Source organism: Streptococcus pluranimalium, from assembly GCF_047785745.1.
GTDB lineage: Bacteria > Bacillota > Bacilli > Lactobacillales > Streptococcaceae > Streptococcus > Streptococcus pluranimalium_B.
This window is the reverse complement of sequence record NZ_JBLOJT010000040.1, coordinates 1-14146: the sequence shown is the minus strand read 5'-3', so window position 1 is coordinate 14146 and position 14146 is coordinate 1. Positions and strand designations below refer to the sequence as shown.

Annotated in this window: 13 protein-coding genes; 3 read left to right on the top strand and 10 right to left on the bottom strand. The window is 39.1% G+C overall.

Annotation, left to right across the window (positions count from 1 at the left end):
- Positions 1-260: 260 nt before the first annotated feature.
- From gatB to ACMZ6U_RS05885, 6 genes are all read right to left on the bottom strand, one after another.
- Positions 261-1703 (bottom strand): Asp-tRNA(Asn)/Glu-tRNA(Gln) amidotransferase subunit GatB, encoded by a 1443-nt coding sequence (gatB, locus tag ACMZ6U_RS05910; RefSeq protein WP_416107063.1) that lies wholly within the window; start codon positions 1701-1703, stop codon positions 261-263.
- Positions 1703-3169: an Asp-tRNA(Asn)/Glu-tRNA(Gln) amidotransferase subunit GatA gene (gene gatA / locus ACMZ6U_RS05905; protein WP_416107061.1), complete on the bottom strand. Its 1467-nt coding sequence runs from the start codon at positions 3167-3169 to the stop codon at positions 1703-1705. Before gatA ends, gatB begins: the two co-directional genes overlap by 1 nt.
- Complete coding sequence (gene gatC / locus ACMZ6U_RS05900; protein WP_416107059.1) at positions 3169-3471, bottom strand: Asp-tRNA(Asn)/Glu-tRNA(Gln) amidotransferase subunit GatC; 303 nt, start codon at positions 3469-3471, stop codon at positions 3169-3171. Before gatC ends, gatA begins: the two co-directional genes overlap by 1 nt.
- Positions 3472-3623: 152 nt before the next feature.
- Positions 3624-4175: a cysteine hydrolase family protein gene (locus tag ACMZ6U_RS05895; protein WP_416107057.1), complete on the bottom strand. Its 552-nt coding sequence runs from the start codon at positions 4173-4175 to the stop codon at positions 3624-3626.
- Positions 4175-4960, bottom strand: a complete 786-nt coding sequence (codY, locus tag ACMZ6U_RS05890; RefSeq protein WP_415670833.1) for a GTP-sensing pleiotropic transcriptional regulator CodY — start codon at positions 4958-4960, stop codon at positions 4175-4177. The genes ACMZ6U_RS05895 and codY overlap by 1 nt, the downstream gene beginning before the upstream one ends.
- A gap of 149 nt (positions 4961-5109) precedes the next feature.
- Positions 5110-6324 (bottom strand): pyridoxal phosphate-dependent aminotransferase, encoded by a 1215-nt coding sequence (locus ACMZ6U_RS05885; RefSeq protein WP_416107055.1) that lies wholly within the window; start codon positions 6322-6324, stop codon positions 5110-5112.
- Positions 6325-6499: 175 nt separating this feature from the next.
- On the opposite strand from ACMZ6U_RS05885, the gene ACMZ6U_RS05880 reads away from it, so the two are divergent.
- Positions 6500-6952 carry a universal stress protein gene (locus ACMZ6U_RS05880; RefSeq protein ID WP_416107053.1) on the top strand — a complete coding sequence of 151 codons (453 nt, stop codon included), beginning with the start codon at positions 6500-6502 and terminating at the stop codon, positions 6950-6952.
- Between the two features lie 51 nt (positions 6953-7003).
- Here ACMZ6U_RS05880 and ACMZ6U_RS05875 read toward each other — a convergent pair whose 3' ends face one another.
- Positions 7004-8377, bottom strand: a complete 1374-nt coding sequence (locus tag ACMZ6U_RS05875) for a Cof-type HAD-IIB family hydrolase (protein WP_416107051.1) — start codon at positions 8375-8377, stop codon at positions 7004-7006.
- Positions 8378-8444: 67 nt separating this feature from the next.
- Here ACMZ6U_RS05875 and ACMZ6U_RS05870 point away from each other — a divergent pair, with 67 nt between their 5' ends.
- A complete protein-coding gene (locus ACMZ6U_RS05870) occupies positions 8445-9407 on the top strand; it encodes an asparaginase (protein WP_416107049.1) in 963 nt (320 codons plus the stop codon).
- A 200-nt stretch (positions 9408-9607) separates the two neighbouring features.
- Here ACMZ6U_RS05870 and ACMZ6U_RS05865 read toward each other — a convergent pair whose 3' ends face one another.
- A complete protein-coding gene (locus ACMZ6U_RS05865; RefSeq protein WP_416107047.1) occupies positions 9608-10033 on the bottom strand; it encodes a hypothetical protein in 426 nt (141 codons plus the stop codon).
- Between the two features lie 101 nt (positions 10034-10134).
- Positions 10135-11049, bottom strand: coding sequence for an aldo/keto reductase (locus tag ACMZ6U_RS05860; RefSeq protein WP_416107045.1), 915 nt, complete (start codon positions 11047-11049; stop codon positions 10135-10137).
- A 257-nt stretch (positions 11050-11306) separates the two neighbouring features.
- On the opposite strand from ACMZ6U_RS05860, the gene ACMZ6U_RS05855 reads away from it, so the two are divergent.
- The gene (locus tag ACMZ6U_RS05855; protein ID WP_416107043.1) at positions 11307-13361 is read left to right on the top strand and encodes a surface-anchored 5'-nucleotidase; all 2055 of its coding nucleotides are present in this window, start codon (positions 11307-11309) and stop codon (positions 13359-13361) included.
- Between the two features lie 72 nt (positions 13362-13433).
- On the opposite strand, the gene ACMZ6U_RS05850 is transcribed toward ACMZ6U_RS05855, so the two are convergent.
- Positions 13434-13859 (bottom strand): CopY/TcrY family copper transport repressor, encoded by a 426-nt coding sequence (locus ACMZ6U_RS05850; RefSeq protein WP_416107041.1) that lies wholly within the window; start codon positions 13857-13859, stop codon positions 13434-13436.
- Positions 13860-14146 lie beyond the last annotated feature (287 nt).

Here is a 14146-nt window from a genome sequence, read left to right as displayed (position 1 = left end):
ATTCAAGAACTTTAAAACTAAAATACTCATCGCTTTGAATATTAAAAGGGTCAGGAGAGTGACCCTTTTAGGTTGTCTCTCGAAAACCGGAAAGAGACAAAGAGAGAGAACCAGAACGATTCTCTCTAGATGCTAATTATAAGTCACCCACTACAGTTGACGAAGAGCCAGACTTTGTCTTCAGTCTGAGAAGACCTAATGGTCTTCTTTTTACATGATTATACTTGAAATAAATACAAACTTAAGAGCTAAATTTAAGACTAGTTATCCAACAATTTTTGCAATTCTTGAGCCAAGAGTTTAAGAGCCACTTGTGGATTAGCTTGTCCTTTAGTTGCTTTCATCAAGAATCCTGTGAAGGCTTTGTCAGCATTACGTTTACCTGATTTAAAGTCAGCTACAGCTGCTTCATTATCCGCAAAGACTTGGTGAATGATTGGAATCAAGACGTCAGGATCTGAAATATGAACCAATCCAGCTTTTTCAACGTATTCACGTGCTGAACCACCGTTTTTAGCCAAATGAACAAAGACTTTCTTAGCGATTTTAGATGAAATCGTACCATCTTCAATCAAAGCTAACATCTCAAGAAGATTTTCTGGCGTCAAAGCAATTTCTGATAAGGTTTTGTTCTCAGCATTGAGGAATTGCGCCACTTCACCTTGTAACCAGTTAGAGATTTGTTTAGCATCGCCACCTTTCGCCACAGCCGACTCAAAGAAATCTGAAGTTGCCTTGGTTGCTGTCAATTGACTAGCATCGTAGGCTGTCAAACCGTATTCTGCTGTGTATTTTGCACGACGCTCTTTTGGAAATTCTGGTAATTCAGCACGAATTTCTTCAATCCAGTCATTGTCAATTTCGTAAAGAGGTAGGTCAGGTTCTGGGAAGTAACGGTAATCAGCCGCTCCTTCTTTAACACGCATGAGGATGGTTTCTCCAGTTGCTTCATCATAACGACGTGTTTCTTGTTGGATTTGACCACCTGAACGCAAAATCTTAGCCTGACGCTCAATTTCATGTTGCAAACCTTTACGAACGTAGTTGAATGAGTTAAGATTCTTCAACTCCGTCTTAGTTCCAAAGGCTTCTTGACCATAAGGACGAAGGGAGATATTAGCGTCAACGCGCATAGAGCCTTCTTCCATCTTAACATCTGAAATACCTGTGTACTGAATGACCTCTTTAAGGGCAGTCAAGTAAGCATAGGCCTCTTCAGGTGAACGCATATCTGCTTCTGAGACAATTTCAATCAATGGCACCCCTTGGCGATTGAGGTCAACATAAGAATAACCATCCGTTCCGTGCGTATTCTTACCAGCATCTTCTTCTAGGTGAGCACGTTCGATACGGATTTTTTTGGTTGAACCGTCTTCTAATTCCACTTCAATCCAGCCATTGTAACCAATCGGCTCATCATATTGAGAGATTTGGTAAGCTTTTGGATTATCTGGGTAGAAATAATTTTTACGATCAAAGTGCATTTCTTGATGGATGTCCATGTTTAACGCTAATGATGCTTTAATCCCTGCATCAATAACGCCTTTATTAATTATAGGGAGAACACCTGGGAAGGACCAATCGATGATGTTAGTGTTGCTATTCGCTTCTTGACCAAAGTGTGCTGCTGATGATGAAAAGATTTTAGAATTGGTGTTCAACTCAACGTGAACTTCAAGTCCGATAATGGTTTCAAAATTCATTAGTTGTCACCTCCAAAAATTTTAGGTTGTTGTTTATGATAATCAGTTGTTGTTTCAAATGCTGCCGCTACTTGATAAATAGTCTCTTCACTGTATTTTGGACCAATCAATTGCAAACCGACTGGTAAACCATCTACAAAGCCTGACGGGATAGAAATCCCTGGAAGTCCAGCTAAGTTAACTGGGATTGTTAAAAGGTCAGCCAAGTACATTGAAACTGGATCTTTAGATTTATCTCCAAAGTCAAAGGCTACGCTCGGTGTTGTTGGCCCCAAAATCAAATCATAATCCGCAAAGACTTTATCAAAATCACGGATAATCAAGGTACGCACTTGGCCAGCTTTTTTGTAGTAGGCATCATAGTAACCAGATGACAAGCTAAAGGTTCCTAGCATAATACGACGTTTCACTTCGTCACCAAATCCTTGACTACGAGTGTTGACATAGATTTCCTCTAAGTTTGTAGCATCTTCTGCACGGAAACCGTAACGAATTCCGTCAAAACGTTGCAAGTTTGAGGAAGCCTCAGATGAAGCGATGATATAATAAACTGCAACACCGTATTTGCTATGTGGAAGACTGACTTCTTCAACAATCGCACCAAGATTTTCAAAGTGTTTAGCTGCTGATAGGATATTGGCCTTAATCTCAGAGTCAATCCCTTCTCCCAAGTATTCTTTAGGAAGAGCAATTTTCATGCCTTTAATTTCTTGACCAATTTTACTTGTAAAATCAGCTACTTGGTTTTTGGTAGAAGTAGCATCCTTAGTATCATAGCTAGAAATAACATTCAGGAGCTGCGCATTTTCTTTTACGGTTGGTGCAAATGGTCCGATTTGATCCAGTGAACTACCAAAGGCAATCAAACCAAAACGTGACACCATCCCATAAGTTGGTTTCATCCCAACAACTCCATTAAAGGCTGCTGGTTGACGAATAGAGCCACCGGTATCCGAACCAAGTGACAAACGCACTTGACCAGAAGCTACAGCAACAGCTGAACCACCAGATGACCCACCAGGAACCTTGCTTTGGTCCCAAGCATTTTTTGTCTGTTTAAAATAGGATGTTTCGGTTGAACCACCCATGGCAAATTCATCCATGTTGGCTTTACCAATCACGATCATATCTTTGTCATAGGCATTAGCAACGGCTGTCGCATCAAAGATTGGCTCGTAATTATAAAGCATTTTTGATGAGGCTGTCGTCAAAATCCCCTTGGTTGAGATATTATCTTTCACTGCAAGCGGAATACCACTCATGACGTTGTCAGCATCAATACCTTTAGCATCAAGAGCTTGAGCTTGCTTGAGCGCTTTTTCTTCCGCAATCGTCACAAATGAGCCCACGATATCTTCACGAGATTCAATATCTTTTAAAGTTGCTTGTGTCAATTCAGTTGCAGATATTTCCTTCTTAACAAGGAGGTCGTGTAACTCTTCAATTGTCTTATCATGTAATGACATTAGGCATCTCCTCCTTCTTCAAAAATGGCTGGAACTTTGATGAAATAATCTTTTTCTTCAGGAACATTTTTAAAGAGTTCCTCACGTGGTTGACCAGTGACTGCCACATCTTCGCGCATAACATTTTTTCGGTCAGCCATGGTAGTTGTTACGGGTACGCCTTCTGTATCTACTTCGTTTAACAATTCAACCATGTCGACAATTTTTGTCAAACTTTGGGCAAATTCACTAGTTTCTTGATCAGTGAAGCTCAACTTAGACAACTTGGCAACATGACGTACTTCTTCTTCAGAAATTTTCATTGTTTTCTCCTCTATCGTTTTGTAGCTCATCTCAATCAAAATGATGAATACTACATCCAGTCTATCCGTTAAATTATACCACAAAAAAACAGATAGTCCTATCTCCTAAAATTAAGAAAATCACCCTGTCTGGAAAAGACAAGGTGATAGTATTAATCAACAATCTTTGCTCCTAAAACATGTTCAAGGTGTTCAAGAGCCCATTGATTTCTTTCTGCTGTCAGACTAGCTACTGCTGACTTTGATACTTCAATCTGATAACCGAGATTATAAGCATCCACTGCCGTGTGTAGCACACAAATATCTGTCAAGACACCTGTTAGTACCACTGTATCAACGCGACGTTCACGCAAACGAATATCCAAATCTGTCCCAGCAAATGCTGAATAATAGCGCTTGTCCATCCAGAAAACCTTGCCATCATCTTTGATAGAATCGTAAAAAGGTGCCAAAGCTCCAAACAAGTTCCTTCCAGAGGTTCCTTGAATGTTGTGAGGAGAGAAGAGTTTGGTTTCAGGATGACAATCATCGCCTTCATCATGACGATCAATTGCAAAAAAGATATAGTGCCCATCTGCGTATACCTTCTGGATTAGGGAAACAAGAGAAGCTTCAATCTCCTGGGCTGGTTTCCCAGCAGTCAGTTTCCCTTCGTCTGCTACAAAATCAACCGTATAGTCGATTGAAATCAATGCTTTTGTCATTAATTGTAGTCCTTAATTTTATCAAAGATACCTTCGTTGATAACCTTGAGGTAAGTCCCTTTCATACCAAGTGAGCGGCTTTCAATAATTCCAGCACTCTCAAGTTTACGAAGGGCATTAACGATAACAGAGCGTGTAATACCGATACGGTCCGCAATAACAGAGGCTGTCAGACGACCCTCTGTACCATCAAGTTCACTAAGGATAGCTGCTACTGCTTTCATTTCTGAATAAGATAGAGTGTTAATTGCCATAGTAACAGCTGTTTGCTTACGGATTGTTTCTTCAAGATTCTCTGTTTGAAGGTTCAAGAGTTGAATACCCACTACTGTTGAGGCAATTTCGGCAAGAATCAAATCTTCATCTTTGAAATCTTGGTCATTGCGCCAGATGATAAGTGTTCCTAGACGCATACCGCCACCATAAATTGGGGCCAAAGTTGTTAAACCATCTGGAAAATCTTCTTGGAGTTCTACTGGAAAGATACTGAGATCATGGGTAACCGGTAAGTTAGCTTCCGTGTCATAAACACGGCTAGCCGCTTTAACGTACTCATCGATTAATTTTTTCTCTTCGAACATGGCTTCAACACGGTCATTGTTGGTTTTATATTTTAGAGCAAAACCAAGGATAGCACCACCACCATTGATGATACATACATTACAGTCAATGATGTCTCCAAGTTGAGTTGCCATCAGGTTGTAAGGTAAATCACCTTCAAGACTATCAACTGAACGTTGAAGAATGGAAGTGATTTTACGAGTTTGTGACAATAAATTAGGCATGATAACCCTTTCTAATTTGAAAAATATATTACATGCTATTATAACAATTGCAAACCAAAAAGGCAATCAATTATCTGAAAATTACTTACAATAATGACAAAAACATACAATTGTTATTTTACCGTCATCTAGTTATCATTTTATTAACGTCAACGACGGTATTGTCTCAGAAAGCGCTCCATTTTAGTCTGGATTTCCGCTAATTCTTCAACTCTTGGTAGGTAAACAATACGAAAATGATCTGGGTCCTTCCAGTTAAAGCCGCGACCATGAACAAGCATGATTTTTTCTTGCTTCAAAAATTCTAAGACAAACTGTTCATCATCTGGAACATTGTACATGCTCTGGTCAATTTTAGGAAACAGATAAAGTCCAGCCTGCGGTTTAACAGCCGACAAACCTGGAATGTCGTTAATAGCTTTGGTGACAAATTCTCTTTGCTCATACAAGCGTCCACCTGGCATTAATAACTCATCCACGGATTGGTAACCACCCAGTGACGTTTGAACAACCTGCTGGGCTAAGACATTTGAGCAAAGGCGCATATTGGAAAGCATATTTAAGCCTTCAATATAGCCTTGAACATGATCTTTTTGCCCTGAAAGAACCATCCATCCAACACGAAAACCACAAATACGATGTGATTTTGATAAACCATTCATGGTAACCACAAACAAGTCCGGTGCCAAAGTAGCAATTGGAATATGCTTAGCCTCGTCAAAAACCATTCGATCATATATCTCATCTGAGAAGATGATCAAATTGTGGCGGCGTGCAATGGCAACGATTCCTTCTAAAACGTCTTTAGGGTATAAGGCACCTGTAGGATTATTAGGATTAATAATAACAATTGCCTTAGTCTTTTTAGTGACTTTAGCTTCCATATCTTCCAGATCGGGATACCAGTCAGCTGCTTCATCACAAACGTAATGCACTGCATTTCCACCAGCTAGACTAACTGATGCCGTCCACAGTGGATAATCAGGCATAGGTACCAAAACCTCATCACCGTTATCAAGCAAACCTTGCATAGACATGGTAATCATTTCCGAAACACCATTTCCAATATAGATATCATCGATATCGACATTTGGAAACTGCTTAGTTTGACAATACTGCATAATCGCTTTACGGGCCGGGAAAATCCCTTTACTATCAGAATAACCCTCGCTATCACGCGCGTTCATAATCAAATCTCTAATCACTTCATCAGGTGCTGTAAAGCCAAACTCTGCAGGATTGCCTGTATTCAATCGGAGAATCCCTTCCCCATTAGCTCGCATACGATTAGCTTCATCAAGGACAGGCCCACGAATATCATAAGCAACATGTTCTAATTTAGATGATTTTTCAAAAGTCTTCATTTTGTTACCTCACGTTTTGCTATTATATCGCAATTTTTAGAAAATAACACGATTTTCCATTTATCTGTATTAGATTTTTTGACAAGATAGATTTTTCAGAAAACGTACATAAAACGCTCTCATTTTTAAAACAAATGAGTTATAATAAAAATATAGAAATTAGGAGGTCACTGTTATGTCTCATCAATATGAAAAAATACTAGTTGCCATCGACGGTTCTAAAGAGTCTGAACTCGCCTTTGAAAAAGCTGTTAATGTTGCCAAACGAAATGAGGCTGCAATCTTGCTGACCCATGTTATTGATACAAGAGCTCTTCAAAGTGTCGCTACATTTGACGCAACTGTCTATGAGAAGTTAGAGCGTGAAGCCCATGAATCTCTAACAGATTTAGAAAACAGAGCCAGAGCTGCAGGTGTTCAGAAGGTCCGTCAGATTGTGGAATTTGGCAACCCCAAATCCCTTCTTGCCATTGATATCCCTGATAAAGAGGGAGCTGATTTAATCATGCTTGGTGCCACGGGTCTTAATGCCTTTGAGCGCCTATTAGTTGGCTCATCATCTGAATATATCCTTCGTAACGCCAAAGTGGATATCTTAGTTGTTCGCGATAAGGATAAAGTTTTGTAATAATATCAAAAGACCTTCTAGTCTAATGACTAAAAGGTTTTATTGTGTTCGTTATAGGGATTGTTGAATTTGACGATCCAATTCTTTTTTAATAGCTGGCTCTGGCGCAAACTTATCTTCCCAATGATCAGGTTTTAAAATTTTATGAGTTTGAGAATCAAAGTGAGCTTTACCGTCGGGGAATATTTTCCCCATATTGGCTTCATGGACAATATCAAAGAAAGGTTTAGGATCAACCCCCATTAAGACAAATGAACCATAAGTAAAATAAAGAATATCAGTCAAAGCATCCACTTCACCCACTAAAGGTGTTTCTGGATGCGGTTTGCTCTGTACTTTTTGCGCTGCTTTATCCACAGCTGCATGTAAATTTAAAATCGACTGGGTAAAATCATGACGATCTCCTTGACTAGCTGCATAGAGGAATTCAACAATCTCTTCTACCTTGAAGTTTGCACGATTGCCACCTTCGGTAATACTATAAAGACGAGGCGTGTGATTAACCGATCCGTCCATAAGCAGATGGAAATCCTTGGCCTTATTGAAGTTATCATCACGACTCTTAAAGCCTTCCTCAGGATCCAAATGGATTAAGCCGTGGTGGGCTAGAGCTTTTGAAATACCATCACGATTGTTACTATCTGTCGTATAATCAGCAATAGACTTGAGCTCGTCCTGACCATTACCCATCGCAACACCAATACCAACCCCTGTTAGCATCTCCATGTCATTTTCTGAATCACCGAATGCCATAACCTCATCAAGGTCAAAATCGAAGATATCTCCTACTCTCTCAATACCTTTGATTTTAGATTGACCATGAGAAATCAAATCAATGGAATATGGACTAGATCGGGTAATCGTAATCTGCGGAAACTTATCACGCAGTTTTTGACCTTCCCCTTCTGTTGCGACTAAAACAATCTGAAAGACTGGTTCTCGCATAATAGTTTTTAAATAATCCATATTTTGAGGTTTAATGCGGCGAATGATTTTTTTAAAGCTATTTTCAACCGTTTTGGTTAGTTTTTTAGGAACCAATCGGCTGACAATTTGTCCAAAGGTGCTGGTACCCATTTCAATTAGCCCTGAACCGACTAAACCAGAAGCTGTGCCTAATGAAATCTCACGCTTTTTATCTCCTGCATAACGGATCACACGATAGATAAGTGACTTAGGTAGTTGATTTTGATAAAGAATCTTGTCTCTGGTAAAGATATATTGACCGTTGTAAGTCACCGCAAAGTCAAGACCAAGATTATCCATAAAAGGTTGCACAAAACCAGGCCCCCTTCCAGTTGCCACACCGACAAGAATTCCTTGTTCTTTTAAATTTTTAATAGCTAATACAGTCGCTTTCTCAACACGCTTATGATCATTTAAGAGGGTGCCATCAATATCAAAAAAAACTGCCTTGATTGCCAACTTAACTCTCCCATTTTCTGAATTATGTTAGAATAAATTATAACATAATTTTGAAAGAAGTTTTTTAATGACTAAACACATACTCGTTCTCCATACAGGAGGCACTATTTCTATGACGGCTGATGAAATGGGAAATGTCAACTCATCTGCCGACAATCCTATGAACCATGTCGCTGTTGAACTTGATGATTATACTATCACAACCATTGATATTTTTAATGTTCCAAGCCCTCACATCACTGAACAACATATGTTCAAACTCTATCATAAGATTAGAGACATTGGTGATCAATTTGATGGTGTTGTTATCACCCACGGGACTGATACGCTAGAAGAAACAGCCTACTTTCTCGATACGATGAACCTCCCCAACATTCCTATTGTCATTACTGGGGCGATGCGATCATCCAACGAACTAGGAAGCGATGGTATTTACAACTACCTTTCCGCACTTCGAGTAGCTGGTAATCAGAAAGCTATCGGCAAGGGTGTACTGGTTGTGATGAATGATGAAATTCATGCTGCTAAGTATGTCACTAAAACCCATACGACCAACGTTTCTACCTTCCAAACACCAACTCACGGTCCTTTGGGTATCATTATGAAAAATGAAATCCTCTTTTTCCAAACCGCTGAACCACGTGTTCGTTTTGACCTCGAATCCATCAATGGAAGAATCCCTATTATCAAGGCCTATGCTGGTATGGGAGATGGGATTCTCAGTTTGCTGAGAGCAAGTCATATTGATGGTGTCGTTATTGAAGCACTTGGTGCTGGTAATCTTCCCCCTGAGGCATCTTTAGCGATTGAACGATTGGTTAAAGAGGGACTGCCCGTTGTGCTGGTATCTCGCTGTTTCAATGGCATCGCTGAGCCAGTCTATGCCTATGAAGGTGGTGGAGTACACCTTCATCAAAAAGGCGTTATGTTTATCAAAGAACTGAACGGTCAAAAAGCACGTCTGAAATTACTCATCGCCATCAATGCCGGTTTAAAAGAGGAAGCATTGAAAGATTATATTGAAGGTTAGTGAGCAAATATTAGGATCGTAGTCGTTTGCGATGCTTTCTTAAAGTGCTTTGTTCCTGTTCTCGTTTCAACTAGTGATACTTTGAGTTTTGGATAATTCTCAATCCTGAAATACTAAATAGAGTAACTAAGAAAAGACTTTGACTTAAAAAATAGTCGAAGTCTTTTTATCAAGGATAAATCTCACATCTATTAAACAAATCAAGATAGGTCATTGTTTGATTGGTAGCAATGATTCAAAAGATAGATTATCATACCAATTCCCAAGAGCAAACCGATAAGCCACAGCCAAACTGGTATCGTTACATCTTGAACCAATACTTTCCACGGATGTACTAATAAGATTGACAAAACCAAGAGCAATATAAAGCCAATGATAAAAATCAGCCACTTTTTTCTTTTGCCTAACTCTGCGTCTCCATTAATCACTGCATAGACCCATGAGTAACCTAAGAAACGAGGGCGAAATTGATTTAAGTTAATCGGTTCAAAACCATTCTCGAAAAGCGAAACGACTCCCGCTAATGCTAAACTCAAGATCAAACTTAGAACCAGAAGACAAGCAAAGTTTATGATTATTTTTTTCAAGCCAACTTTAAGGCTATAATGATGATGAGATATTGACATTTTGAATTCCTTTTGAAACTTATCAGTTTTTGAAAGTTATTGATAACTGTTAATCATAGCCATCTTATTCCGTTAAAAATTTGACATGACTGAGCTACAGTTTAGGGCAAAATATGTCCCGCTTTGATATAAATCTCATACCATTCTGGACGTGTGAGGTCTACTTTTTCTGCATCTGCTATACGCGTGATACGCTCAGGATTCATGGAACCAATAATCGTTTGAATTTTAGCTGGATGTCGAAGAATCCAAGCAACAATAATAGCTTCATCGGATACGCCATATTTTTCAGCAAGAGTTGAAATGGTAGCGTTCAATTCTTTATAGTCAGGATTACCAGAGAAAAGTCCTTTTGAGAGATCAATTTGGAATGGTGACCAAGCCTGAATTGTTACCTTGTTAAGTCGGCAATAGTCAATAATGCCACCATCACGGTCATTGGCACCTGATGTTGTCATATTAACTTCTAAGCCAGAAGAAATCATCGGCGCGTGAACTGGTGATAGTTGCAATTGGTTAACCGCTAATGGCTTATCTAAATAAGACTGCAAAAATTCCATTTGACTGCGATTTTGGTTGCTGACACCAAAATGACGAACCTTACCAACTGATGTCAAGTGGTTAAAGGCTTCCGCTACTTCTTCCGGTTCCCACAAGGCATCTGGACGATGAAGGACCAAGAAATCAAGGTAGTCCGTTCCTAAGCGCTCTAAAATACCATCAACTGAAGCTAAAATATGATCTTTTGAAAAATCAAAGAAGCCTTTACGAATACCACATTTGGATTGTAAAACAAAGTCTTCACGCTTGATATCAAGGTTTTTCAAGGCATCACGAAAACGGATTTCAGATTCTCCCCCACCGTAAATATCTGCATGATCAAAAAAACTAATACCATTGTCAACTGACGTTGCAATAACCTTTTCTGCTTCTTTCACATCTAAAGCATTCATACGCATCGCACCTAAAGCAATACGTGACCCTTTAACACCAGTTTGTCCAATATCTTGTAACATAGCTACTCCTTTAAAAGACTAATTTTGTTTTAAAAAAGTATAGCATTTTTTAAAAGAATTTTCACTATAAAAACAAAATACAATATTCAATAGCCTATAAAATATACTGAGAAAACGTTTCAAAACCGTCCTTTTTTTAAAGTCCAACGAAAAATAATTCGTTTTTCATTCAAAAATACCTTGAATTTTCCTGATGGCCATAGTAAACTAACTATGGATACTGTTTACTATCTTCACTAATGAATCAAGGAGTTACGATGAATAAGAAAGTTGCTTTAAAAAGTAGTATGTTAGCTGTTGTTGCTGGTTTTGGGATAATGTCTACCAGTATTTATGCCGACCAAGAAGCTATCCAAATCTTAGGCGTTAATGATTTCCATGGAGCACTAGACACTACTGGCTCCGCTTATATGCCGGATGGTAAAGTTTCCAATGCTGGTACCGTCGCACAACTGGATGCTTACATGGATGATGCTGAAAAAGAATTTACCGCCGCAAATCCAAATTCTACCTCACTTCGTGTTCAAGCAGGTGATATGGTAGGCGCTAGTCCTGCTAACTCTGGCTTACTTCAAGATGAACCAACAGTTAAAGCTTTCAATCAAATGGGCTTTAACTATGGAACTATTGGTAATCACGAATTTGACGAAGGATTAGATGAATACAATCGTATTATTAAAGGTGAGGCACCAGCTGCTGATGCTGGTTTCAATAAGATCGTTTATGATTACCAGCGCGTCTCAGCTACACAAGACATCGTTATCGCTAATGTTATTGATAAAACAACAGGTGAAATTCCATACAACTGGCAACCTTACGCTATTCAAGATGTTACCATCAACGATAAGGTTGTTAAAGTAGGATTCATTGGGATTGTCACTAAAGAAATTCCAAATCTAGTTTTACGCCAACATTACGAACAATATGAATTCCTAGACGAAGCTGAAACTATTGCGGCTTACGCTTTGGAATTACAGAAAAAAGGTGTCAAAGCCATCGTCGTCCTCGCTCACGTCCCTGCAGTCAATAATGGCGATGCCGTTGAAGGTGAAGCAGCTGACCTTATGAAACGTGTAACTGACATTTATCCAAACCACAGTGTTGATATCCTCTTTGCCGGTCACAATCACCAATACACGAATGGAATCGTTGGCAATACTCGTATCGTTCAAGCTCTATCACAAGGTAAAGCCTATGCCGATGTTCGCGGTATCCTAGACACTGATATACAAGATTTTGTTGCTATCCCAGATGCTGAAATTATCGCTGTCGCTCCTGGCATTAAAACTGCTAGTGAAGACATACAAGCCATTGTGGATGAAGCCAATACCATTGTGAAACAAGTAACCAGTACTAAAATCGGTACTGCCGTAACTTCTGAAATAATTAGTCGCGAGGTCAACGACTTCAAAGAAAGTCCCGTTGGAAATCTTGTTACAAGCGCCCAATTAGCCATTGCTAAGCAAAAATCAGCTATTCCAGTGGATTTTGCCATGACTAATAACGGTGGTATCCGTTCAGGTCTAGTAGTTTCTGAAGACGGTACAATTACTTGGGGAGCTGCACAAGCCGTTCAACCTTTTGGTAATATCCTTCAAATTGTCCAAATGAATGGTAAGGATATCTATAAAGTTCTGAACGAACAGTACGATGGTAAGGAAAATTATTTCCTCCAAATAGCTGGTCTTAAATACACCTTTACTGACAATCCTGAAGGTGGTGAAGAGACACCATACAAAGTTGTTAGAGCCTACAAAGATAATGGTGAAGAAATTGATCCAAGTAAAACGTACACCCTTGTTATCAACGACTTTCTCTTTGGTGGTGGTGATGGTTTCGAAAGCTTCCGAAACGCAACCTTAATTGGAGCTATCAGCCCTGATACAGAAACTTTCATTGAATATATTCGCCAACAAGAAGCCAATGGTACTAAAATCACATCAGGTATCAAAGGTGTTAAAACTTATTTAGCTGAAGTACCAGTTGATATCGTTGAACCAGATGATGATACTCATGTAACACCTGAACAAACAAATACATCAACTGTCCCTTCAAATCAGCCTTCTAAAGCCATTGTTCGAGGAGAAGAACAGACAAAACAAAGAGCAAGCGTTAACGTTTCAAACTCTCGAAACAAAGCAATCGTCCTTACTCTAGGAAACCAAAAAGCTGCGCTAAAAGCAGAAAACCACTATGGTAGCAAGAAAAGCAGCCTTCCAGAGACTGGAGAAACTACTTCTGCAAACTTTATCTTAGTTGGTCTCAGCATCCTAGGAATGGCTGGACTAACTGTAAAACGTAAAAACGGTTAAACTACTTAGTAAGTAACCCTAAACTATCAATAGAAATAATCCTCCTTGAATAGTCAGGGAGGATTATTTCTATTAATGATGGTGGCAAGAACATTGCCCTGGAAGACACTGACAGACAACCTTATCTACTGCGCCAGATTTTTTTATATTTAATAATTTTTCAAGATCATCAATATCTGCTAAACTCATAGGGGTAGCTGCCACTAACTTTTCAATCAATGTCTTATGATTAACGACACAAATTTTAGCGAATGTGTCTGAAACACAAGTCCATTGCCCCATTTCTTCTGAAATCAAGGCTCTGTACCAGAAACGCCTTCCCTCACGACGACTAGCCAATAATTCCTTATCAACTAAGCGAGTTATCATGGTCTTTATAGTTGAATCCGACCAATCATGATTTTGTTGCAAAACATCAATAATATAGGAACTAGTAACCTCTTCTGACGCCCAAGCAACCCTCATAACCTCCCATTCAGCATTTGAAATGTGTGACATGACACTCTCCTTGTTGACAATTGTAAATAAAATTTTAGCCTATCCTATTTCAAGTGTCAAGTTCAAAAATTAAATTGGAGTGTCAACTTCATTTTTGGAAACAAAACAACTTCCTATCATTCTTTCGATTAAATATCCATAGATTTTATAGTCAAATGACTTAACTTTCAGATAAGGAACTGAGACACCGACAGTACTTGAGTACGGCAATTTGAAAGCGATGATGTATCAAAGTTCATTCAAAAGACGATAAAAGTCAAGATAAAAAGATGCAACCGGTCCTCGGC